This is a genomic window from Spirosoma arboris (genome assembly GCF_009754945.1).
GTDB lineage: Bacteria > Bacteroidota > Bacteroidia > Cytophagales > Spirosomataceae > Spirosoma > Spirosoma arboris.
The window spans coordinates 200822-224682 of sequence record NZ_WPIN01000014.1; the positions used below are offsets into that span (position 1 = coordinate 200822).

Consider the following 23861-nt stretch of genomic DNA (forward strand, 5'->3'; position numbering starts at 1 on the left):
CTGATCATCAATTTCAATAAATAGTACTTATTCTACCTGTCTATGAAAAATGCACTACTTGGTTGTCTAATTCTGACTTCATCGTTGGCTATTGCCCAGATAAAGACAAACAATCTGAAAATCAATCAGCAACGGATTCAGACTCGGCTACTGGAACTATCAAAATTTGGAGAACTCCCCAACGGTGGAATAGGGCGGGTGGCGTATAGCAAGGCCGATCAGGAAGGCCGGGCCTACTTTATAGGGCTGATGAAAAAAGCCGGACTCGACGTAACGATTGACTTCGCGGGCAATCTCATTGGCCGACGAAAAGGGAAAAATCCAGCCTTGAAACCCATCGCCTTTGGATCGCACATCGATAGTGTACCGAATGGAGGCAATTACGACGGCCCCGTTGGTTCAATTAGCGGACTGGAACTGATTGAGACGCTTAACGAAAATAACATCGTTACCGAACACCCTCTGGAGCTGATCATTTTTGCCAATGAAGAAGGTGGTACGGTCGGTAGTGGCGCCCTAATTGGTAAAATCACCCCAGCTGCATTGAAATCGGTGACCCAAAGCGGGCTGACGATAGCCGACGGTATTCGGGCTATTGGCGGAAATCCAGATAGCCTCAGTAAAGTAGTTCGAAAAAAAGGCGATGTGGCTGCCTTTATTGAACTGCACATTGAGCAAGGTGGCATCTTAATGACCGAAAATCTACAGATCGGTGTGGTCGAAGGGATTGTCGGGATTGAACACTGGGATGCAACGGTTGAAGGAGTGCCCAATCATGCTGGTACAACGCCTATGAATAGCCGACGCGATGCGCTACTGGCGGCTGCAAAACTGATTGTTGCCTTGAATGAGGTGATAACAAGCCATGAAGGCCGACAAGTGGGGACTATTGGTAAAATTGTGGCCGAGCCTGGTGCGTATAATGTTATTCCGGGAAAGGTGATTCTAGGGGTGGAAATCAGGGATTTATCGCATGATAAAATCTGGAAGTTATTTCATGAAGTAGAAGCAAAAGCCAAGGAAATTGCCAAAGCCTCAGAAACGACGATCACATTTACGCAGTCTTCCATAGGAGTAACCCCTGCCCTTACGGCTAAACCGATTCAGGACAAAATCATCAGTGCAGCCAAAGCAATGGGCTTTTCGTACCGCTATATGCAAAGTGGGGCCGGGCATGATTCGCAGGAAATGGCGCAAATCGCACCGGTGGGCATGATTTTTATCCCCAGTGTAGGTGGTATCAGCCACTCACCCAAAGAATTCTCAAAAGGGGTTGATATTGGCAATGGGGCCAATGTGTTACTGCAAACGTTGTTAGCGCTTGATCGGGAGTGAAACCTGAAAAAATCGGGAAATTATCAGCTACCAAATCAGTTTTCTGTATGAGTTAACTGACACAACTGCCCGATAAACTATGATGTCGAACTGCCTCAGCCACGCCAGGGTGCCTTGGGTTACCTCGAATATAGCTTTCTGGCTACTGCTGGCAATTTAGCTGACAACAGTAATTCGGGACCGATTCAGAACGGTATAGGCAAACAGGACTGGACCAACTTCAATGAGGCTGACGATTATTCGTACGCCAACAATGGCAGTTATACTAAAAACAGTCGAATTACCGCCTATCGAAATGGCATGCTGATCTGGGGTACCGAACCTGCTACTGTCAATACGGTGCAGAGCCTGAAGATTTCGACCGAGAATAAAAGTTCGACCACGACCAATTCGATCAGTACATACTTGCAACTCAACAATGTGGGTAACGTACCAGTCAATTATAGTGATCTGAAAGTGCGTTACTACTTCACCTCGGACGGTACACCCTCACTGAATTTCTATCTGGATTATGCCATGCTGGGCAATAGTAACGTGAAAGGCCAGTTTATAAAGATCAATCCACCCTTGGCCAATGCCGATACGTATCTGGAAATCACATTTCCCAATCTGAGCAAGCTGTATCCCTTGAGTGGTATAGGCAACATTCAGTATCGAATTGCTAAGCAGGACTGGAGCAATTTCAATCAGAGCAATGACTATTCGTATCATAATGGCAGTAGTCCGATGAGTGAAAACAATCGGGTGGTAGTGTATCTGGCGAGTCAGCGGGTGTACGGCACCGAACCTGGTGCGGGTGCCCGAGTCGGAACGGAGTTGACTGAGCCCAACCTGAGCGTGACGGTATTAGGTAACCCGGTTCGGGGTACTGAATTGGCTGTTGAAGTTCGTGGCGCCGAAAGCCAACCACTACGCTTTCAACTGACAGATTTACAGGGAAAAGTAGTAAGTGAGCGCTTGCTGGAGGTGGCTGGATCGGTAGAACAACAGCGCCTGGTGGTGAGTGAAGGGGTGAATGGCTTGCTACTGTTGCAGGTGAGTACGCCCATCCAGCGTCAAATTGTGAAGGTGCTTCTGGAGAAATAGTGAATGCTCGTTTGCCGTTAATTAATAAAATAGCTTAAACAAACAAAGGCGGACCAGAGCCGTCTTTGTTTGTTTAAGCTATAAAGACTTTGTTAGAAAAACACACCCAGCGACAACATCAGATTGGCGCTACGATTGTTGGTCGCAACTGTCGGCGTATCCGCACTGTTGGGCAATTCGAAGGGCGAGTAGCCTGATTTGTATGTTAGGTAAGAACCTGATACGTCAGCAAAAAAACGATCGTTTCGTACGCCCAATCCAGCGGAGAGCAGCAATTTAGATCGGTCGGCTTTGGCTACCCGATCCAGATCAACTTTATAGGCACTGGGCAAATAAGCAACCCCTGCCCGTAGGCGAAGTAATCCCGCTCGGATTTCGGCACCTGCCCGTACATTGACCACGTTTTGATAGGTTTCCTGAACAAACCGCTTCACATCATTTCTGAAATCGATGTTATCCTGTTGATTGGTGAAGGAAGAGGTGCGCACCCGCATGCCCTGATAATTCACGTACTCCGCAGTTGCAGTCAGGAAGCCAATTTTGCCATTTCCAATAAAGTAAGTGGCACCACCAGACGCCCGTAAGGGTGTTTGCAGTGAATAGGTGAAATCATTGGATGGATCAACCACATCCACATAATTTGTTGTCAGGTGAAGATTAGGATCTTTGGCCACCGCCGACAAGGTTTGGCTAAACGTTTCATTGGCACTACTGAACGTGGGTGAAATGAACGTAGCACCAATCTGTAGTTGGGGAATTAGTTTATAGATTACCCCCAGCGATGCGTTTATCCCACTCCCAGTTATGTTTAGACCATTTGTCTGTCCATAGTTTGCAAAAGTTTTTCCATTCACGGGGGTTTCCAGGAATATAACTTCCGATGTATATTTTAGGTGAGTCAGGGCAATTGAGCCACCAATATAAAGTTTGTCATCTAAGTTGCCTGAATAGGCCAGTGTCCATTGTGAATGCGCACCCGACCGGTTGATGGTTGAGCGCTGATCTTTTTGGGTAGTGGCATCATAGCGTGTATAAGGCGGCCCTGAGTAACTCGGTGTTGTTGTTGTGGTAGGATTGATCAGATACAATCCATAAGCAGCAGCCTCTTTAAAATCAGCCTGTCGGTCATTTGGATAAAATCCGTTAATTAGCTCGGTTTCACTATACTGAGCCGAATTGGCCGAATTAATATACGTCTGCGCAATGGATGAATTTGGGTTGTTATTTAACCCGCGTGCATCTATGTAATCGAAGAAATTGGTTGACTGTGAATAACCAACACCAAAAGAGGTCCGACGCCAACGACTGCTACCGTTAACTTTACCGGGTAAAATAAGGCTCAATTGGCCAATACTGACTTTGCCACCGCTGCCTGTTGTCTGTTGCCCTAAAAACGTACTTTGATTATTGGCCGATGTAAACATTGGACTAATGCTCAACTCAGACCGGTTGTAAAAGGCTAATCCCGCCGGGTTACCCGACAGGTTACTGGCATCACCACCCAGAGCAGCGTGGTTACCACCAATGCCTCGAAAGCGGGCCGTACCATTCTGACTAAAATCAGAATAACGGAAAGCATCGTCAGCATAATCAAAAGCTGCTCCCTGACTAAAGGCCAGGTGAGATGCGACTACAAAGGCTACTGTAAAAAAGGAATGTTTAGTCATATTCATAAAGCTTTATAAAGCGATTGGTGGAATGCGCTATGTATGCCGGGGCGCTGGTTATAGATTATTAGGCTATTGAGTTAGTAAGTTAGTGATATACAATGCACTGGATATAGCCTACTAACTCAATACCTGTAACCAACTTCCCTTTAGAACAGATAAACGAATAAACGTTTAATTGTCTTGTTATAAATACATAGGTGGCACAACACATACAAAACGAAAATCCCCGCTAATTGTCCTAACTAGCGGGGATTTTTTATTTATAATTTAATAAATGTTAGCGTGGACCACGGCCGCCACCGCCTGAGTGACCACCACCACCGGAGAAGCCGCCACCCCCCGAACTAGGGGCACTATAGCTTGGCGTACTAAAACTACGGCTTGGCGCGCTATAGCTGGGTTGTTGATAGCTTGGCTGATAGCTGCTCCGGCCACCCTGACTGCTTTGATAGGAGGGTTGTTGGTAGCTTGGCTGATAGCTGCTTCGACTTCCACCACTGTTGCTGTTGCTATAGCTGGAACCACTAGTCGATGGTGTGTAGCTACCCCGGCTGCTCTCCCGTGGGCGAGCGTAGTAATCGCTGTTACTGGTGCCTGAATTGCTGTTATAAGAGGGTGCTGCCGTGCTGGTGCTTGTTCGGCCATTGCTATTCGAGCTGTTATCGTAGTAATAACTACCCCGATTGCTGCCACTGCTGGGGCGAGCGTAGTAGCTATCACTTCTCGATGTAGAACCTGTGCTGGCACTTGTACGACCTCCATTTGGATTGTACGTACGGGCTGAGTTATCGAAAGGGGATGAATAACGACCCGATGAGCGATCACTGGTTCTGGCGTACGTCCGAGTACGATATGGATCGGCTCCCGTTACGTAAGCATTATTGATGTACGAGCCTCCATAATAACCTCCTCCGTAAAAGGGAGAATAAAATGGGCTGTAATAACCGCCATAGCCATACGCATATGAACTATAGAAGGGGTCATAAAATGAACCATAGCCGAATGGGCTGTATGCAAAGGCACTGCCATATCCAAATGGTGAGTAGAACGGACTTCCGAAGCCCATACCAAAGCTGTTGTAACCATAACCTCCATAGCCTCCAAAAGCACCCATGCCTAAGCCAAGGCCCAGGCCACTATAGAAGCCGGTATTGTTGAAACCCCAGCGATTCCAGCTATAAGCTGAGGTCGTAGCGGCATTGTAGCCATTCACGAAGCCTGAGTTATAGGCATTCGTTCCGGTATCGTTCCAGCCCGGATCAGGCGAAAGCCCCCGATTTAGTTTACGGGCGCTCAATTCGGTATAATACTCATCCGTGTTGCTGGTTCCGTTTGTACCGTATTGCTGATCGTCCACATAATCGGGATTGGCATTCCGAAGAGAGCGTTGCTGCTGGCGGTCGTAACGTTGCAGAGATCGGCTTGATTGCTGACCGCTGTAACTATCCGACTGCCGATTGCTGGCATATACGGGCGCGTTACCAGAAACACCATACAGATCATCCGCTTCACTGGTGTTCTGCGCAGTTTGACGGCTGGAAGTACACCCCCAGATACTAAGCAGAGCGGCCAACGTCAGGTAAGAATATAGTCGTTGCGTTTTCATTTGGCAAGGGAATTAAAGTAACAAAGTGTCATATAAACTGCCATTTCAATATATAACACTGGAATGACGGGTTTGATTACAAAAATAGAGTAAAAACCTATCTTTGCAAGTTATCTTTTAGTTAGATTCCATTTTATACATAAAGGTTTAATCCGTCTTAAAAAAAAAGTTAAGAATAGTTAAATATGGTCAGGACAATCCCTGACTACCCTTAATCATTCCTGACGAGTGAAAACATGGCAAAAGCAATTCCGTCCCGTAGTGAAAATTATTCCGAGTGGTATAACGAATTAATTAAAAAGGCTGACCTGGCCGAAAATTCAGCCGTTCGGGGCTGTATGGTTATCAAACCCTATGGGTTTTCGATCTGGGAAAAAATGCAGCGAGCATTGGATGATATGTTCAAAGAAACAGGCCATTCGAACGCTTATTTTCCTTTGTTTATCCCGAAGTCATTCCTGAGTAAAGAAGCGTCGCACGTAGAAGGCTTTGCCAAAGAGTGCGCCGTTGTAACGCACTACCGGCTTAAAAATGCTGAAGATGGTTCGGGAGTAATTGTTGATCCTGAGGCTAAACTGGAAGAAGAATTGATTGTACGGCCTACTTCGGAAACGGTAATCTGGAGCACGTACAAAAACTGGATTCAATCTTATCGTGACCTGCCATTGCTCATTAACCAATGGGCCAACGTAGTGCGCTGGGAAATGCGGACACGAATTTTTTTGCGAACAACCGAATTCCTTTGGCAGGAAGGTCATACAGCTCACGCAACGTCTGAGGAAGCACAAGCCGAAACCCAGCAAATGCTTGATGTATACGCAACGTTCGCCGAAGAATGGATGGCTGTACCGGTCATCAAAGGCGCTAAAACAGCCAATGAGCGGTTCGCCGGAGCCGAAGATACGCTCTGTATCGAGGCTATGATGCAGGATGGCAAGGCGCTTCAGGCCGGTACGTCGCACTTTTTGGGGCAGAATTTTGCGAAGGCGTTTGACGTGCAGTTTCTGAACAAACAGAATCAACTGGATTACGTTTGGGGTACTTCCTGGGGTGTTTCGACCCGGTTGATGGGCGCTTTGATTATGGCTCACTCCGACGACGATGGACTGGTGTTACCGCCAAAACTGGCCCCTATTCAGGTGGTTATTGTGCCAATTTACCGGACTGAAGAACAACTGGAACAACTAACAGCTAAGTTGAAACCGCTGATTCAGGAATTGAAAAAAGCAGGAATTTCGGTGAAATATGATGATTCGGATGCCAACAAACCCGGCTGGAAGTTTGCCGAGTATGAATTGCGTGGTGTTCCGGTTCGGTTGGCAATGGGCGGTCGTGATCTGGAAAATGGCACGGTCGAAATAGCCCGGCGCGATTTGAAAACTAAAGAAACCGTTTCGTTTGACGGCCTGACTGAGCGTATTAAAGCGTTGCTGGATGATATCCAGCAGACTATTTACGCGAAAGCCAGGACATTCCGTCAAGACAATACTTTCCGGGTCGATACATTCGAGCAGTTTCAGGAACAAATTGAGAAAGGAGGCTTTTTGATGGCTCACTGGGATGGGACATCTGAAACCGAGGAAGCCATTAAAGAAGCCACTAAAGCCACTATTCGCTGCATTCCGTTCGATCAGGAAGTCGAAGAAGGCGTTTGTGTGTATTCAGGCAAACCTTCGAAAGGGCGCGTCGTGTTTGCCCGGGCGTATTAAAAATAGGTAAGGGTAGTCAAAAAATGGTCAGGTATTGTCAGGTCTAGTTTAGCAACTCTTGATAATATCTGACCATTTTTTGATTATACCTGGTAGCCTATAATTTAGCCAACCATTCATCGGTTGAAATGGGTGATCTGCCGATTTTTTCCGGGCTCCGGTCTATTGCGTTTTTGGGAGTGAGCGAACTACTGTTGTTTTGACTCATGAATTTATGGTCTTACCATGAGGAGGTATTTCTATGCCGGAATATCGCTCATCCATATAGACTGTTTAAACCCCAAACGTATACCTATGAGTACCAGACGTTCGTTCCTTCGTGATGCCGGAGCTTTAACATTAGGCGGTCTTGTTTTGCCCCAATTGTCTCAGGCCGATTCCCTATTTTCTGCCATAGCTCCCCGCCCAATTGGGCTTCAGTTATTTACGCTGTTTAAGCCTATGAGCGATGATCCGAAAGGAACCCTCGAAAAAGTGGCAGCCGTGGGCTATAAGGAAGTTGAATCGGCTTTTAGTTTAAGGGGTGGCTATTACGGCTATACCGCAAAGGAATTTAAAAAAGTGGTCGAAGGACTGGGTATGACATGGCGGGCTCACCATGCTATGGGCGCACCATTCCGTCCACGGCCAACACCACCCTCCAGCGCAACCGGAACTGCAAGTGGAGGACAAGGAGCAGGTGGTGCCAATCCACGTCCGGCGATGGATTTTTCCAAGATGCCTCCCATGCTCAGCCTGCGAGATAACTACCAGCAGCTCGTTGACGAAGCGGGTGAAGGGGGATTGACTTATCTGGTTTGTGCCAGTACCCCTGTGGCCACGCTCGATGAGATTCAGAAGTCCATTGAGGTATTTCAGAAAACGGGTGAGGCTTGTAAAAAAGCGGGTATCGGGTTTGCCTATCATAACCACGCCACCGAATTTGATGCCGTTGAAGGTGGGAAAACACCCTATGATTTAATCCTTTCGCAAACAGACAAAGAGCTGGTTAAGATGGAGTTAGATCTTGCCTGGGCTGTGAAGGCGGGTAAAGACCCCGTTAAATTATTTCAGGAGCATCCGGGCCGTTTCCCGCTCTGGCATACCAAGGATATCAAGTCTGATCTGAAAACGATTACGGAGGTAGGCAATGGAGTCGTAGATTTTAAAAGTGCGTTTGCAGCCGCTAAAACGGCTGGACTGAAGTACTTCTTTGTGGAGCAGGACATGGCGGCTCAGCCTATCGAGAGTATTACAACCAGTTATACGTACCTGAAAAATCTACAAGCCTGATCAGACGAGTTGTTATGAAAAAAATAAATTTGATCGGAAAGAAGTGGCCCCAGCATTTTGCCTGGCCACTGTCAATTTCCCTGCAGGCGGTGCTGGTGCTTGGATTAGCGTCTTTTGTGATGCAGGACGATTCACCATCCCAAAAGCCCGATGAGAGCCGCTTTACCCCTGTAGTCGTGGCCGATGATCTTGACGAACCAATGACGTTCGAGGTGCTGAAAGATGGGACTGCTTATATTATTGAGCGAAAAGGGGGCTTTAAGAAATACGACCCGGTTACCAAAACGGTCGACCTGATTGCGACGATTCCGGTTAACACAAAATATACCTCGGCGGAGGGTAAGGTATCGGAAGCGGAGGAAGGTTTGATGGGAATGAGTCTTGATCCGAATTTCTCAACCAACCATTGGGTGTACTTATATTATGCCCATCCGACCGAGAAAAAACACATCCTGACGCGATGGGAGTTACGGGATAATAAACTGGTCGATAACTCAGAAAAAGTTTTGATCGAAGTGCCCACTCAGCGTGAAGTATGCTGTCATACCGGCGGGGGAATGACCTGGGATCGAGCGGGTAATCTTTACCTAACGGTTGGTAATAATACGGGTAATCAGCAGGCCGCTCAAACCGATGAGCGACCTGGTCGCAGTAGTTGGGACGATCAGGGGCACGCTGGGAATACGGAGGATCTGCGGGGTAAAATACTGCGTATCCATCCCGAAGCCAACGGTACCTACACCATCCCGACGGGTAACCTGTTTCCAAAGGGGACAGCCAAGACCCGGCCCGAAATTTATTCGATGGGGCACCGCAATCCCTGGCGGATATCAATTGATAGTAAGACGGGTTACATCTATTGGGGCGAAGTTGGGCCCGATGCCACTGCCGACTCAGAGATTGGCCCCCGCGGATATGACGAACTGAATCAGGCCCGAAAGCCAGGCAATTTTGGCTGGCCCTGGTTTGTAGGGAACAATCAGCCATTCCCGGTCTATGACTACGCGGAGAAAAAGCCATTAGAGAAAAAAGATCCGACTAAGCCGATTAACAATTCGCCAAATAACACGGGTTTAAAGGAGTTGCCACCTGTAGCACCGCCGTTTATTTATTATCCCTATGGCGTTTCTGAAGATTTCCCATTAGTGGGTACAGGATCGCGTTCTGCAACAGGCGGACCAGTTTATCATCAGGCTGATTTTAAAGGTGCGAAACGGCCCTGGCCTGCTTATTACGAGAACAAATGGATTATCACCGATTTCTCGCGGGGCTGGATTATGGCTGTCACGATGGATGCCGAGGGTAATTATAAATCGATGGAGCGTGTATTGCCCAACTATCACCCTGTTGAGCCCATTGACATGAAGTTTGGTCCTGATGGGGATTTATATACACTGGAATATGGTAGTAACTGGTTCCGTAAAAGCGACAATGCCAAGCTGGTTCGGATTGAGTACAATGGCGGTAACCGGAAACCCATTGTCGAAGTATCAGCCAGTAAAAAAGGAGGCACCGTTCCTCTGAATCTAACGCTGTTAACTAATGGTACGAAAGATTTCGATGGTGACAAACTGACCTATCAGTGGAAGATAACGGCCCCTGGAATGACCCCTCAGGTCTTCAACGTTGCTGAACCTGAAATCAAACTGGAAAAAGCAGGTGTCTATACGGCTACACTAACAGTAACCGACTCAAAAGGAGCCGCTAACAGCAAATCGATGAAGCTAATTGCGGGAAATGAGCCACCTGCGGTGGCGGTTAACCTGACCAGCAATAAAACGTTTTTCTTCCCAGATCAACCCATTCGGTACGTCGTTAGTGTGGACGATAAGGAAGATGGTAGCCTGAGCAATGGTAAAATTGCGCCCGAAAAAGTGGCCATGAGCATTGATTATACCTCAGAAGGGTTCGATTATGCCGAAGTTATGCAGAGCCAGCGAAGTGTCGATGCATCCACCCAGTATGCGGTTGCACAAACGCTCATTAGCCAGAGTGATTGCAAAGTTTGCCATCAGGTGAATACAAAATCGGTTGGTCCCATGTTTACCGCTATCGCAACAAAGTACAAAGGTAATACTGGAGCAACCGATCAACTGGTCAAGAAAATTCGGAATGGTGGAGTAGGGGTATGGGGTGACGTTGCCATGCCTGGTCACCCAGCAATGTCGGTAGCCGATGCCGAAATTATTGTGAAGTATATCCTGAATGTAAACGAGAAGACATTCAGTTCGCTGCCGATACAGGGGAGTTATAGCGTCAAAGTACCAGAAGGTGATAACGGACAGGGCTCGGTGCTGGTGCGGGCTGCTTATACCGACCGGGGTGGCAAAACCGTTCCCACACAAACATCCGAACGCATGATCGTGCTGCGTAGTCCACAAGTGAATGCCTCAGATGCGTCTGTCGTTCTCGGAGCTGATTTAAAAGCGCGGGGTATGGGTAAAGGTATGAATGTCATTCCCTACGCCAATAGCTATATTGGTTTCCATCGTCTCGATCTAACGGGTATCAAACAACTGGATTTTGGCGCTTCTGCCCAGCGACGCGAAGGTAGTTCGGGAGGCATCATCGAAGCGCACTTGAATTCACCTACGGGGCCGCTTATTGGTGAAGCCAATGTCGAACTGGCACCTGAAGTCGATATGGCCAAGCTAATGGCCCAGATGGAATCGGGTGCAGCTACGCCACCAGCTAGTGCATCGGCAACAGCGGGCGCGCCTAATTCGGCGGCAAGTCCCGCTCGATTCAGGCGACCTGCTCCTTCAGTTAAAATGGCACTAAAAGATACAGAGGGCATTCACGACGTTTACTTCGTCTTTAAAAACGATAAAGCCAAAGCGATTCAACCGCTTATGACGGTGGCGGGTATTAAGTTTATGGAATCAGTAAGTCAGTAGTTTGACCGTTCGGTGTAAACTTTTAATGTCAGTAGCGAGTTGGTAAAAATTAACGTAGAAGCAAATTCTTGTCGGAAGTTCCGGTATTTTTGCGAAGCGTTTACAACAAACCACTTGTATTATGGCACAAGCAAAATCTGGTGACACCGTTCAGGTGCATTACACAGGAACCCTAACCGATGGAACCATATTTGATTCATCAGCAGGACGTACACCACTGGAATTTACAGTTGGTAGCGGCCAGGTGATTAAAGGATTCGATGAAGGAGTGGCGGGTATGAATCAGGGTGAAAAGAAAACCATTAACATTCCGGTAGAGGATGCCTATGGACCTGCCAACGAAGAAATGATTTTCACGTTGAACCGTTCAGATATTCCGGATGATATCCCACTTGAAGTGGGCATGACGCTCAATATGCATGAAGATGGCAACCCCCGGCCTATCCCGGTCATCGTTCGCGATCTTACAGAAACGAACGTTACGCTCGATGCAAACCACCCGCTGGCGGGCCAGGAGCTTACCTTCGAAGTTGAGCTTGTTGGCGTAAAATCGCCTTCCGGATTGATTTTGTAAGATTCTGAAATAACTGAAGTGGGTGAACTGACTTTAAACGTAAAGTCAGTTCACCCACTTCAGTTATTTCAGAATCTTAGTTTACTCCGCTTTCTTTTCTAAGAGCAGCAATTCGCTCAACTCACGGAGGGCGGTTTGGATACCCCGTAAATTGGCGCGAGCCACATAGGCCGCTAAGGCAACAGTGATCGCTCCTACATTTAAAGCAAGGGGCAAATTGTGGATATGTTTCAGGCTTGATTGAGCATCGGCAGTAGCCTGCTGAATGCGCTCTGCCATTTCGGTCACATCGACAAAGGCCGGCCGACTTGCCAGCGTTTGAAGATCCTGAGCCCGATTGAGTAGGCTATTTTGATAAGCATTGAGGTCTAAATGTTGCTCATGCGATAGTTCTGGCCAATGGACTACCTGATACTCGTTGAGTGCCTGAGCCATGTTGCAATAGCTTCTTATAATGCCAGTACGTTGATCCGGCGTAAAATCTTCCATAAACAGATTGGGTTCTGCATCTATCCACCGTCTGGGAAATGGTTGGACTTTACTGGTAAATTAAGTCACTAACTGTTGATTAACGGGCTAACTTTTGAACGAACGGTCAAAAATATGAAGCTCAACTGGCACTCTTCCGAGGTAGTGGGGATGGTGTAAACTCCGATTTAAGCTGCTGTTAAAATCAAAAAAAGCCCGCTGCCTTCGTAAGAAGGCAGCGGGCAGAATTAGTGGTGTGGCCAGGCTTGTCCGAAAAGACTGACCACGTGTGTTGAGAGTGGGTAATGAACTTCGTAAAGGCGAGTCGCCGTCGAATTCAGCTTAGTGCTGAATGTCAATACGAGTCGTAAATTGTTTCTGATTTGGGCCAACCACAAATGTGTAGGCTCCAGCAGGTAAACTAGATAAATCGAATCGGCGAGTTGTGCCTTTGAAAGAATCTACTTGTACCAGAACGTTCTGAGGATCGTAGATAGCTACAGTTGATTCTTCTACGTTTTTAGAAGGCAACACGACTTCGATCTTGTTCTTTTCATAAGCAGTCAGCGTTGGCTCAGCAACTTGTTGCAGGTTGCGGTCGTCGATGTTTACCGAGTTGGCTTTAATCGTAAGCCCTTGCGACATCCACCAGGCGTTGTTGCCAGCCGTCAGAAAATACTGACCATCGGGTAAGCTGTTCAGGTTGAACGAGGTTGCCTTCTGGTTGTTTTTGGTGATGATTCCCCGGTAGAGAACGTTGCCGTCTGCATCAATGATTGCCACGTCAACGGGTGCCCCCGGCTTTGTATAAACACGTACTTTCTTTTGTTCGGACTTCTCAACTTTCACACCACCCATTCCTGAACCATTGTCTGCATTAGCAACTCCTGTGCCGGCTAGACTCCATACTGACAAGAGTACAGCGATTGATAAACGGATTTTTTTCATTGGTTTGAAATTTTGTTTTAACCGCTACAAAGGTGTGGGGTAAACACGATTTAATGCAATAGGTAAGTCCGTTTACAGCCTGTTATAGATGAATATTCATGTAAAAACACAATTTGCTATAGGTTTAGTAGGGCGATTATTAAAAAAGTACAACAAGTCCCTATAAATAACGTATGAATTGTATTTTTCTAATAATTTTAAATAATAGGATTTTTTGAATTTGAAAGTCTATTTTTTAGTCATATTATTCTATTTTGTGAAAAACAGTTAAATACATAAGTAAACCAACTGCCGTTAACTCGGGTAAAAAATAGGGAAAACCACCCTTTTGACGCATACCAGATTAACCTTTGCCAATCTAAGATCGATGGAAGAGTCAATTTTATTATTGTAAAATACCATTATTGAGAAAATAGTACTACTTGGAGTTTTGCAGGATTTTTATAGAAATAGTTATATTTTTGAGGTCAGGTACTTTTGCTTAAAAACAACTTATTTATACTTCACGAAACGGATGGGAGCTTTAGATTGGCAACGGAAAATTTATCTGGATGGCTTTGCGGGACAAGTTTCCAAAATTTCGCCCAACGCGTTTCAATTAGAGCAAGCTGCCAGTCGCCAAATGACAGCCGAAGCAGCAGCTTATATTCTGGGAGGGGCAGGGAGTGAGCAAACCATTTTAGCGAATCAAAAGGGTTTTGGACATTGGAAAATTGTGCCCCGGATGCTCCGAAACGTAGAGAATCCAGACCTTAGTATCGAATTGCTGGGTCAGAAACTACCCTCGCCGATTCTGCTAGCGCCTATCGGCGTGCTGGAAATGGCACATCCAGAGGCTGACCTAGCGGTAGCGCGAGCGGCTATGGCAACAGGCGTGCCGTTCATTTTTTCAAATCAGGCATCGGTGTCGATGGAAGCATGTTCAGAGGCTATGGGTAATTCAATGCGCCTGTTTCAACTCTACTGGAGCCGCTCCCGCGATTTAGTAACCAGCTTTGTCAAACGAGCTGAAGCCTGTGGTTGTAGCGCCATAGTACTGACACTTGATACAACGATGCTTGGCTGGCGAACGCAGGATCTGGCACTGGGACATCTGCCATTTTTGCATGGCAAGGGTCTCGCTCAATATACCTCTGATCCGGTTTTTCAACAACTTCTGGACGAATTTCTTCAACGCCCACCTGCCGCCCGTCCGTCCATAACAACTACGACCCTCAGGAATTTGCTGGGCTCTGTTCGACGGTATCCAACAGGTTCATTTCTGCATAAACTACGCTCAGGGAGAGCCATGGGGGCTGTTTCATTGTTTTCGGGCATCTATAGTAATCCGACCATCACCTGGGACGATCTGGCGTTTTTACGCGGGCAAACCCGATTACCAATACTACTCAAAGGAATTTTACACCCTGACGATGCCCGTAAAGCAGTGGACTACGGTATGGATGGTGTCATTGTTTCTAATCATGGCGGGCGGCAGGTAGATGGGTCAATTAGTACCATTGAAGCACTTCCGAGTGTAGTAGCGGCTGTAAATGGGCAATTACCTGTGTTGCTTGACAGTGGTATTCGGGGTGGGGCAGATGTGATTAAGGCACTTGCCCTGGGAGCTAAAGCCGTTTGCCTGGGTCGTCCTTACGTTTATGGCCTTGCGCTGGAAGGACAGCGTGGAGTTGAAACTGTGATTCGAAATTTACTGGCAGATCTGGAACTGACACTGGGCCTAAGTGGCTATAAGACCCTGGCAGAGCTTACTACCGACAGCCTCCGTCTTAGTTAACGAAAGGTCTTCGAGCGCTTTCCGAATGCCCAATAATGTTCTCCAGATTTCCATTCCGAAATATTAAATTCATTTAATCTGGCCATTCAGACAGACCTATTTCAGGTAATAATCCATAAATCGTTTGTAGTTTGCCGCTGATAAGTCTGATCAACATGCTTTATTGGTTACTAGATGAAGTGTCTCTTTAAAACAAATGGATCAGCCACGACTTACCAATAAACAAACACATCGTTAGAAAGGTATGGATCAGGTATTAAAGGGACAGATTGCCATTATCACCGGAGCCAGTAGTGGTATTGGAGCAGGCGTAGCGAAGTCGCTGGCGGCTGCCGGAGCTACTGTTGTCGTGAATTATCCCGTTGAGGCTACAAAACCAGCAGCCGACGCTGTCTTAAAAGAAATCACTGACGCAGGCGGAGTGGGAATCGTAGCCTTGTGTGATGTCAGTAAAGAAGATCAGGTTATCAAGTTATTTGCCGACGTTGTGGCTCAATACGGTACGGTCGATATTTTAATCAATAACGCGGGTTTACAACGCGATGCGAAGTTCGATGAGATGACGCTCGATCAGTGGAATACCGTTATTAGTGTTAATCTAACCGGGCAGTTTTTGTGCGCCCGCGAGGCTATCCGGGAATTTCTTCGTCGGGGACCGCGCCCGGAAGTATCAGCTGCTACCGGAAAAATTATCTGCATGAGTTCCGTTCATGAGTTAATTCCCTGGGGTGGACATGCGAACTATGCAACCTCAAAAGGGGGCATTAAAATGCTGATGCAGTCACTAGCGCAGGAGTATGGCGATCGTAAAATTCGGGTCAATAGTATTTGCCCTGGAGCCATTCAAACCCCTATTAATCGGGCTGCCTGGGAAACACCTCAGGCACTGAACAGTCTGATGTCGTTGATTCCCTACAACCGCATCGGTCAACCTCAGGACATCGGCAACCTTGCCGTGTTCCTATCCTCTGATCAATCTGATTACATCACCGGAGCCAGCATTTTCATCGACGGCGGCATGACCGTTTTCGAAGGCTTTTCTACGGGCGGGTGATCGGTTATATATGATGTATGATATAGGAAATATGAGATTGATAGCTCCTAAATCATACACCCTACATCATAATTCAATACAGTGACAATCGAACAACAACGCTTAGAAGACCCAACCTGGCGACAATGGGGCCCTTACGTCTCTGATCGCCAGTGGGGTACTGTGCGCGAGGATTATAGTTCCAATGGCGATGCCTGGAATTATACGACGCATGATATGGCCCGTAGTTATACGTATCGTTGGGGCGAAGAAGGTATTGCGGGCATTTCTGATGATAAGCAACAGCTTTGTCTGGCGTTGGCGCTCTGGAATGAGAAAGATCCTATTTTAAAAGAGCGTTATTTCGGCCTGACGAACAGTGAGGGAAATCACGGCGAAGACGTTAAAGAACTCTATTATTACATAGACAACACCCCAACGCATTCGTATCAGCGAATGCTTTACAAATACCCGCAGGCAGCCTACCCTTATCAATGGCTTGTCGATGAAAACCGACAACGAACTCGTCTGGAGCCCGAATTTGAATTGCTTGACACGGGTATTTTCGATGAGGATCGCTACTTCGATGTATTTGTCGAGTATGCCAAAGCAGGCCCGAAGGATATTTTAATGAATGTGACGGTGCATAATCGCGGCCCCGAAGCAGCCACCTTACACCTCTTGCCAACACTCTGGTTTAGAAATACATGGATATTTGGCGATGACTCCGACGGGGTGCCCAATTATCGACCTTCGCTGATATGGCAACCCAATGGAACAGTATCGGTTGAAGATTCGGACTTAGGGCGCTACGTACTTCATGCCGACGGGAAGCCGGACTGGCTGTTTTGTGAAAACGAAACAAACATGGTTCGGCTTTACAATACGCACTCCGGTTCGCGCTATCCAAAAGATGGTATTAATGACTATGTAGTACAGGGTGCCGATACCGTCAACCCAGCCCATACAGGTACTAAAGCCGCTGCGCATTATACACTGACAATTAATGCGGGGAGCTCCGTAACAGTTCGTCTACGACTCGAAGCCCCTGGAACGATGGTGGCTGATCTGGTGGCACCCTTCGCCGATTTCGACCATATTCTCGGGCAGAGAAAGGCTGAGGCCGATGCGTTTTACGCCCATATTCATCCCAAGGAAGCGACTGCCGATGAAAAATTAGTGCAACGGCAGGCATTTGCAGGCATGCTCTGGAGTAAGCAGTATTATTATTATGATGTATCGCGCTGGCTGGCTGGCGATCAGGGCGTAGAGTCGCAACATCACCCACCACCACCGCCCGAACGGTTACAGGGCCGCAATCATACGTGGCTGCAACTCATCAATGCAGGCGTTATTTCGATGCCCGACAAGTGGGAGTATCCCTGGTATGCGGCTTGGGATTGGGCGTTTCATTGTGTAACCCTATCGGTGATAGACCCCGGTTTTGCCAAGCAGCAGCTTATGATGCTCACCAATGAATGGTTCATGCATCCTAATGGTCAGTTGCCAGCTTACGAGTGGAATTTCTCTGATGTGAACCCGCCCGTGCAGGCGTGGGCAGCCTGGCGTATCTACCACCTGGAATTGGAGCGAAAACCGCCCGGCGAAGAGGACCGGACATTTTTGCGGGGTATTTTTCATAAGCTGATGCTCAACTTTACGTGGTGGGTAAACCGAAAAGATGAAGCAGGTAACAATATTTTTGAAGGTGGCTTTCTCGGATTAGACAACATTGGAGTGTTTGATCGCAATACTGTTTTTCCGGATAACAGCCATCTGGAGCAGGCTGATGGGACAAGCTGGATGGCCATGTATGCGCTGAATATGATGCGTATTGCACTGGAACTGGCTCGTCATGATCAGGTCTACGACGAAATGGCCACAAAATTCTTTGATCATTTTCTGTATATCGCGGGCGCTATCACGAGCATAGGCCAGGATCACATGGGCTTGTGGGACGAAGACGATGGGTTTTTCTACGATCAACTTCGAATGAGCGATGGGAGTGTTCAACGAATGCGTGTTCGGACGCTGGTGGGACTTATTCCGATGTTTGCTGTGGAGGTGCTGGATGATGCATTGATGAAAGCAACCCCCGCATTTTTACAACGAATGATCTGGTTTCAGAGTCACCGACCGGATTTGTATAACCAGGTATCACGCTATACTGAAAAGGGAGTAGATGAAAAACGGCTCCTTAGTCTGTTGCGGGGTTTTCGACTGAAATCGCTCTTAACGAAAATGCTCGACGAGAATGAGTTTCTGAGTCCGCATGGTATCCGGGCGGTCTCGAAAGTCTACCGGGATCATCCTTACGAGTTCACGCTAGATAATACCACCTTCCGGTTAACCTATACGCCCGCGGAAAGCGATAGCGGGATGTTTGGGGGAAATAGCAATTGGCGAGGGCCGGTTTGGATGCCTACCAATTACCTGATCATTGAAAGCCTGACCCGGTTCTACGACTACTTTGGCGATAATTTTACCGTCGAATATCCTGTTGGGTCAGGCCTACAGGTTACCCTAAAGGACGTAGCTCGTGGGCTAACCAATCGACTTATCGGCCTATTTACGGCCGATGCCAGCGGGAATCGACCTACATTCGGTCAGCATCCGAAGTATCAGGACCCTTATTTTCGGGATTATGTGCTATTCTACGAATATTTCGATGGGGACAACGGTCGGGGTGTTGGAGCCAGCCACCAAACTGGCTGGACAGGTCTGGTAGCTGAATTGATTACCCGAAAATATGGAAGTTTGAAGTAGGAAGGGCCTTCGAGGAATACCAATGGAAAACAAAAGAGAGCGGTTCGTCAAAACCGCTCTCTTTTGTTTGTTGTAGCCAAGGTTTCTACCCGTGCTATAAATTGTTAGCTCCGTGCTGGCCGAAGCACCAGAAACCGTTGCTGGAGTAAGTAATAGCCACCAAACAACAGACCACTGAAAAACAGGTCTCCCACCACGCCATTCAAGAAAAAGGAAGTACCGTTATAGAAGGCCAGGCCAGCAGCATAGCAGGTCATCAGACCAGCGGCTGTTTGCTGGTAAAATGTACTACCATACCATACCGCGAAGTTAGTAATCAGGAAAAACAGGAGCGAAGAAGTAATTGAAGCTAAGGCAATGCGTCCTGCTGTTGGACGCTGTAACGCAAACAGGCCCAGCAGCCACGTCAGGCCAAAACTGATGTAAACAGCGCCCATACTGCCGTGAAAACCAATCAGCGTGTCGCTCAACAGCATAGCCGCAAATGGAGCTATCAAGCCAATCCATTTACGCTCAAACGTAGCTGCACCAAACAGGGCCAGAGCCGCTACGGGCGTGAAATTCGGCCAGTGAGGTACTAAACGAAACAAAGCAGTAGCAAGAACAAGGACTGTAAGCGTAAGTAAACGAATTTGAAGCGGCTTCATGGTAATATCAAGGGAATATACTATACGTTTAGCAAAGGTAACTCCATAAACAGATACGGCCAAGTCCAATTTACATCTCTGGAGAAAGATGATCGCAAACTAAACTACAGTTACCAGAATCGGTTCATACTACCAGTATTAGCTGGAAATAACTCATGTATACCTTACTGCTTGCTTCTATTGATTGGGAGAAAATGATTACACCCAGTATGTCGCTCTGGGAAATACTTATTCGGGGTACAATTACCTACTGGTTCTGCTTTGCTTATATCCGCTTTTTCAGGCGCGGAGCTGGTCAGCTGGGTATCAGCGATTTATTGCTCATTACGCTTATTTCGGATGCATCTCAAAACTCAATGGCGGGCGAATACACGTCTATAACGGAGGGATTTGTGCTCGTTGGCATACTAGTCTTTTGGGATTATGCCATTAACTGGCTTGGCTACAGGTCGGTTTTCTTCAGCAAAATAGGGGAGCCCGATCCTGTTTTACTCATTAAAAACGGGGTGATGCAACGGCAGAATATGAAAAAGGAACTGATCTCGGCTTCCGAATTACAAGGTATGCTTCGTGAGCAGGGAGTCGATGAAGTGGCTGATGTGAAAGCCTGCTACATTGAAGGAAGTGGGAATATTAGTGTTATCTCCAAATAAATCGCTAACCATTCTCCGATCATCACGAATAATGACCATTCATCATTAAAGATAGCCTTATTTGTTTAATTAGATAGTTGTCTAAATGATTAATTAGATATTTGCCTAACAGTTTAACAGTCGCCTGATGAATAACCTCTTTAAAGCCTTAAATGATCCTACCCGCAGGCAAATACTGGACTTGCTGCGTGGGGGAGACCTGAACGCCGGTGAGATTGCCGAGCGGTTCGATATGACGAAGCCCAGTATTTCGCACCACCTCGATCTGCTGCGGCAGGCTGGTTTGGTTGAAGCCACTAAGCAAGGGCAGTTTATCAATTATTCCCTCAACACCACCGTACTCGACGAGCTACTGGCCTGGCTCATGAGCTTCCAGAAAACTGAAACGTCGACGACCGAAAAAACACAACAACCCCGTTAAACCTCCTTATCAATCATGAAAACAAATTCCACGTCAATCGAAATTCTGATGATTGCCATTATGCTGGCTCCACTTGCCTATCTGGGAACTATCTGGAATCAACTGCCTGCCGAAATTGCCATTCATTATGATTTACACGGAAACCCAAACGACTGGCAACGAAAAGAAACGGCTGCCTTACTCATTGGTGGACTGTCCGTGTTTCTCTACCTGGTTCTTCGATTTCTACCTGCGCTCGACCCCAGAGGACAACTAAAAACGTTGAACTATCAGAAGTTACGTTTTGCGGTAACGCTCCTATTTGCCGCTATCATGGGCTGGTTGTTTTATTTGGCTGGTCATCCAACCGATGGTATGGTATCAACCGAGGTGATTCTGGCGCTTGTCGGATTGTTGTTAGCAGGCATGGGTAATTACCTTATTACGGTAAAGCCCAACTGGTTTGTGGGTATTCGCACGCCCTGGACGCTAGAAAGTGATGCCGTCTGGCGTAAAACACATCGGCTGGGTGGTCGGCTGATGGTAGGAGGTGGGCTGTTAATTACCGTATTGGCCCTGGTTGTACCCACGTCCTATAAAATAGGTTCTATCATGGGCGTTCTGGCGATTACAATACTCATTCCCGTTATCTACTCCTACATTTTTTATCGGCAGGAGAAAGCGCATCAACTTAACTGATTAATTACCAGAACCATTTGTTCTATTTATTGCTCTCAATGATGAATCGTTTTATTACATCCGCTTTTTTCCTGGTAGCTGGTTACCACCTTGCACTGGCGCAAACGGAAGAGCCAATTCACTACAAAATCACAGCTCCGGCTGGGGCCGATCTAACGCTTGATGGTACGTTGACAGTACCCGACAACCAAAATAAAGCGGTACCGGTGGTATTACTCATTGCCGGTTCTGGCCCAACAGATCGCGATTGTAACAGTACCTATGGCTTTAAATCGAACGCCTTCAAAATGCTGGCCGATAGCCTGGTTCGTCAGGGCATAGCCGTAGCCCGATACGACAAGCGCTATTCTGGCACTAATCTGAAAGCAGCGGTTGCCGCAATAGGCACTGAAAAGCACCGATTTAATTATTATGTAAGCGATGCTGTTGGGTTTATTGAGCAACTACAGGCCGACAAGCGATTTTCTAAAGTTATCGTAGCGGGGCATTCCGAAGGTTCGCTAGTGGGTATGCTGGCAGCAAGGCAGACAAAAGCGGCTAAATATATCTCCATTGCCGGGCCCGGACGGAATATTGCCGACGTCATGAAGGTGCAGTTTCAAACAGCGCTGCCCGACACACTTCGTTCGCTGGCAACAGTGATCCTTGACTCGCTTAAGGAAGGATATCCAGTTCAGCGAGTGAACCCATTTTTACAGACTATGTTCAACGCCAAAATGCAGCCGGGCCTGATTTCCTGGATGAAATATGATCCCGCTGTTGAAATCAAAAAATACGTTGGTCCAGTATTGCTGATCAATGGAAAACATGATATTCAGGTAGCTACCAGTGAAGCTGAATTATTAAAAGCGGCTCGTCCAGATGCCACATTAGTGCTAATTGACCGGATGAACCACGTCCTTAAAAATGCGCCTATTGATCGGGCCGCAAATATTGAAACCTATAATCAACCCCATTTGCCCCTGACTCCTGGTCTGGTCGAGACAATTGCTCAATTCGTGAAAAAATAGTTTTTGTCATCTCAACTTTAGGGGAGATGACAAAAACTTAGTTAGCTGAGTAATGTTGTAGATAGGCGATCAATCGCTCGAAGTGCAGTTGCTCATATGGGTTTTGCGTCAGTCGGAGAAGCAAATGGCGATAGGTGTCCACTAAGCCATCGAAATGCGGATTGTGGTTAAGTCGGGCAGCAATTAGTCCTTTATAACAGCGATGCGTTTGATTATACACATACTGACAGGGCTGGTTTGGATCTTCATTCAGCAACTGATCCAGTGCCGATAAGACAGAGGCTGACTCCAGAAAATTAAAACCATGACTGTTGAAAAATAGCTCAATTTTTTCGCAAACATCAGTCAGGGCTTCTCTGGAGTGAATCTTGTAGCGGGAATAGTGCGAACCGCTAAATCGGCCAATGGACAGTAAAAACGTATTGGCATCGAGTCGAATGTCGGGTTGATTATTGAGAAATTGCTGGGCAATTTGCTCCACCTGATCATTCCGCCCGCCAAAATTTACGTCCAGAATCGTGTCATCAATATAAAATACTGACGACAGAACAATGTTCTGAAACCCACCGGTACTGGCTCGCCGAAACTGCTTTTTTTCCGGCAACAATACAAAATCGTGCTCCGCAAAAAACGGGGCCAGATGTTGATAGAGATTCGTTTCGAAAGGCGTAATGGTCATCGTATGAGGGGCAGCAAGGTAAAGATTGAGTTATAGAAATATAACGAATAGGGCTGGATTAAGTTAATAGAATTTCCTGAAATAATGTAATTTAGCCTACTTATTTTTATGGAAACTTAGCAAATGCACCAGCTGCTGAACTAAATGAACATTGAGTAAGTTAATTCAAACACATATCACAAGAATTGCTGTGTAAACGGACTATTTAGGATATGGTCAATTGGGGGCGACTGGAATTGACAGCTTGCTGAGGTCGCGTGTAAGCATGCCGGGAGTTGACGGTATTTCCCGCCCAAACAAATCGTCAAAACAATAACTGGCGAATATAACTACGCCATGGCTGCCTAATCCGGAGGATTAAGCAATAGCCATTGTCTCCCCGGCCTACGTGCTGCTGGCTGGATCAGGAGGCATCGACTCGCAGCGCTGGTCTGGATAATGGTGTTGACAACAGACGAGACAAAAGCACCTACGGATGACGCTTGGTCTGGTATACACTGGGCCGATTCCCGACAATCCCAAGTGTACCTAAGCATGTAGAAAGCGCGTTGGTTTCCTTGACTGGACGAGGGTTCAAATCCCTCCGTCTCCACAAAAAGAACAAAAAACCCCGAAAACTGTAAGTTTTCGGG

19 protein-coding genes and 1 other RNA gene are annotated in these 23861 nt (G+C 47.0%); 14 read left to right on the forward strand and 6 right to left on the reverse strand.

The features are described from left to right. Positions 1 to 42 precede the first annotated feature (42 nt). Positions 43 to 1335 (forward strand): Zn-dependent hydrolase, encoded by a 1293-nt coding sequence (locus GO755_RS29410; protein WP_157589000.1) that lies wholly within the window; start codon positions 43 to 45, stop codon positions 1333 to 1335. A gap of 114 nt (positions 1336 to 1449) precedes the next feature. Beyond that, positions 1450 to 2421 carry a cellulose binding domain-containing protein gene (locus GO755_RS29415; protein WP_157589001.1) on the forward strand — a complete coding sequence of 324 codons (972 nt, stop codon included), beginning with the start codon at positions 1450 to 1452 and terminating at the stop codon, positions 2419 to 2421. A 92-nt stretch (positions 2422 to 2513) separates the two neighbouring features. On the opposite strand, the gene GO755_RS29420 is transcribed toward GO755_RS29415, so the two are convergent. Both GO755_RS29420 and GO755_RS29425 read right to left on the reverse strand, forming a co-directional pair. Then, positions 2514 to 4088 carry a hypothetical protein gene (locus GO755_RS29420; protein WP_157589003.1) on the reverse strand — a complete coding sequence of 525 codons (1575 nt, stop codon included), beginning with the start codon at positions 4086 to 4088 and terminating at the stop codon, positions 2514 to 2516. 280 nt (positions 4089 to 4368) lie between these two features. Continuing rightward, positions 4369 to 5697 (reverse strand): hypothetical protein, encoded by a 1329-nt coding sequence (locus GO755_RS29425; protein ID WP_157589004.1) that lies wholly within the window; start codon positions 5695 to 5697, stop codon positions 4369 to 4371. A 236-nt stretch (positions 5698 to 5933) separates the two neighbouring features. Between GO755_RS29425 and proS the strand changes: the two genes are divergently transcribed. From proS to GO755_RS29445, 4 genes are all read left to right on the forward strand, one after another. Continuing rightward, positions 5934 to 7406, forward strand: coding sequence for a proline--tRNA ligase (proS, locus tag GO755_RS29430; protein WP_157589006.1), 1473 nt, complete (start codon positions 5934 to 5936; stop codon positions 7404 to 7406). A gap of 294 nt (positions 7407 to 7700) precedes the next feature. Then, positions 7701 to 8678, forward strand: coding sequence for a sugar phosphate isomerase/epimerase family protein (locus GO755_RS29435; protein ID WP_157589007.1), 978 nt, complete (start codon positions 7701 to 7703; stop codon positions 8676 to 8678). A gap of 119 nt (positions 8679 to 8797) precedes the next feature. Further along, complete coding sequence (locus GO755_RS29440; RefSeq protein ID WP_157589030.1) at positions 8798 to 11575, forward strand: PQQ-dependent sugar dehydrogenase; 2778 nt, start codon at positions 8798 to 8800, stop codon at positions 11573 to 11575. Between the two features lie 121 nt (positions 11576 to 11696). Continuing rightward, positions 11697 to 12149 carry an FKBP-type peptidyl-prolyl cis-trans isomerase gene (locus GO755_RS29445; RefSeq protein WP_157589009.1) on the forward strand — a complete coding sequence of 151 codons (453 nt, stop codon included), beginning with the start codon at positions 11697 to 11699 and terminating at the stop codon, positions 12147 to 12149. 81 nt (positions 12150 to 12230) lie between these two features. Here the strand turns inward: GO755_RS29445 and GO755_RS29450 are convergent, their stop codons facing one another. Together GO755_RS29450 and GO755_RS29455 are read right to left on the reverse strand one after the other, a co-directional pair. Continuing rightward, on the reverse strand, positions 12231 to 12638 hold the full coding sequence (locus GO755_RS29450) for a hypothetical protein (protein WP_157589010.1): 408 nt from the start codon (positions 12636 to 12638) through the stop codon (positions 12231 to 12233). 321 nt (positions 12639 to 12959) lie between these two features. Then, positions 12960 to 13565, reverse strand: coding sequence for a T9SS C-terminal target domain-containing protein (locus tag GO755_RS29455; RefSeq protein WP_157589011.1), 606 nt, complete (start codon positions 13563 to 13565; stop codon positions 12960 to 12962). Between the two features lie 514 nt (positions 13566 to 14079). On the opposite strand from GO755_RS29455, the gene GO755_RS29460 reads away from it, so the two are divergent. The 3 genes from GO755_RS29460 to GO755_RS29470 all read left to right on the forward strand — a co-directional run bounded on the left by GO755_RS29460 (position 14080) and on the right by GO755_RS29470 (position 19141). Further along, complete coding sequence (locus tag GO755_RS29460) at positions 14080 to 15342, forward strand: lactate 2-monooxygenase (RefSeq protein WP_157589012.1); 1263 nt, start codon at positions 14080 to 14082, stop codon at positions 15340 to 15342. A gap of 244 nt (positions 15343 to 15586) precedes the next feature. Further along, complete coding sequence (locus GO755_RS29465; RefSeq protein WP_157589014.1) at positions 15587 to 16396, forward strand: glucose 1-dehydrogenase; 810 nt, start codon at positions 15587 to 15589, stop codon at positions 16394 to 16396. Positions 16397 to 16477: 81 nt separating this feature from the next. Then, positions 16478 to 19141 (forward strand): MGH1-like glycoside hydrolase domain-containing protein, encoded by a 2664-nt coding sequence (locus tag GO755_RS29470; RefSeq protein WP_317165975.1) that lies wholly within the window; start codon positions 16478 to 16480, stop codon positions 19139 to 19141. Positions 19142 to 19245: 104 nt separating this feature from the next. On the opposite strand, the gene GO755_RS29475 is transcribed toward GO755_RS29470, so the two are convergent. Further along, positions 19246 to 19788 carry a DUF6580 family putative transport protein gene (locus GO755_RS29475; RefSeq protein WP_157589015.1) on the reverse strand — a complete coding sequence of 181 codons (543 nt, stop codon included), beginning with the start codon at positions 19786 to 19788 and terminating at the stop codon, positions 19246 to 19248. Positions 19789 to 19943: 155 nt separating this feature from the next. Between GO755_RS29475 and GO755_RS29480 the strand changes: the two genes are divergently transcribed. From GO755_RS29480 to GO755_RS29495, 4 genes are all read left to right on the forward strand, one after another. Beyond that, positions 19944 to 20441, forward strand: coding sequence for a DUF421 domain-containing protein (locus tag GO755_RS29480; protein ID WP_157589016.1), 498 nt, complete (start codon positions 19944 to 19946; stop codon positions 20439 to 20441). Between the two features lie 127 nt (positions 20442 to 20568). Further along, positions 20569 to 20862, forward strand: coding sequence for an autorepressor SdpR family transcription factor (locus tag GO755_RS29485; protein ID WP_157589018.1), 294 nt, complete (start codon positions 20569 to 20571; stop codon positions 20860 to 20862). Between the two features lie 15 nt (positions 20863 to 20877). Next, positions 20878 to 21540, forward strand: coding sequence for an SdpI family protein (locus GO755_RS29490; RefSeq protein ID WP_157589019.1), 663 nt, complete (start codon positions 20878 to 20880; stop codon positions 21538 to 21540). A 38-nt stretch (positions 21541 to 21578) separates the two neighbouring features. Continuing rightward, positions 21579 to 22550, forward strand: a complete 972-nt coding sequence (locus GO755_RS29495; protein ID WP_227687132.1) for an alpha/beta hydrolase family protein — start codon at positions 21579 to 21581, stop codon at positions 22548 to 22550. A gap of 37 nt (positions 22551 to 22587) precedes the next feature. Here the strand turns inward: GO755_RS29495 and GO755_RS29500 are convergent, their stop codons facing one another. Continuing rightward, complete coding sequence (locus tag GO755_RS29500; protein ID WP_157589020.1) at positions 22588 to 23229, reverse strand: hypothetical protein; 642 nt, start codon at positions 23227 to 23229, stop codon at positions 22588 to 22590. 222 nt (positions 23230 to 23451) lie between these two features. Between GO755_RS29500 and ssrA the strand changes: the two genes are divergently transcribed. Continuing rightward, positions 23452 to 23824, forward strand: a transfer-messenger RNA (tmRNA) gene (ssrA, locus tag GO755_RS29505). Positions 23825 to 23861: the final 37 nt, after the last annotated feature.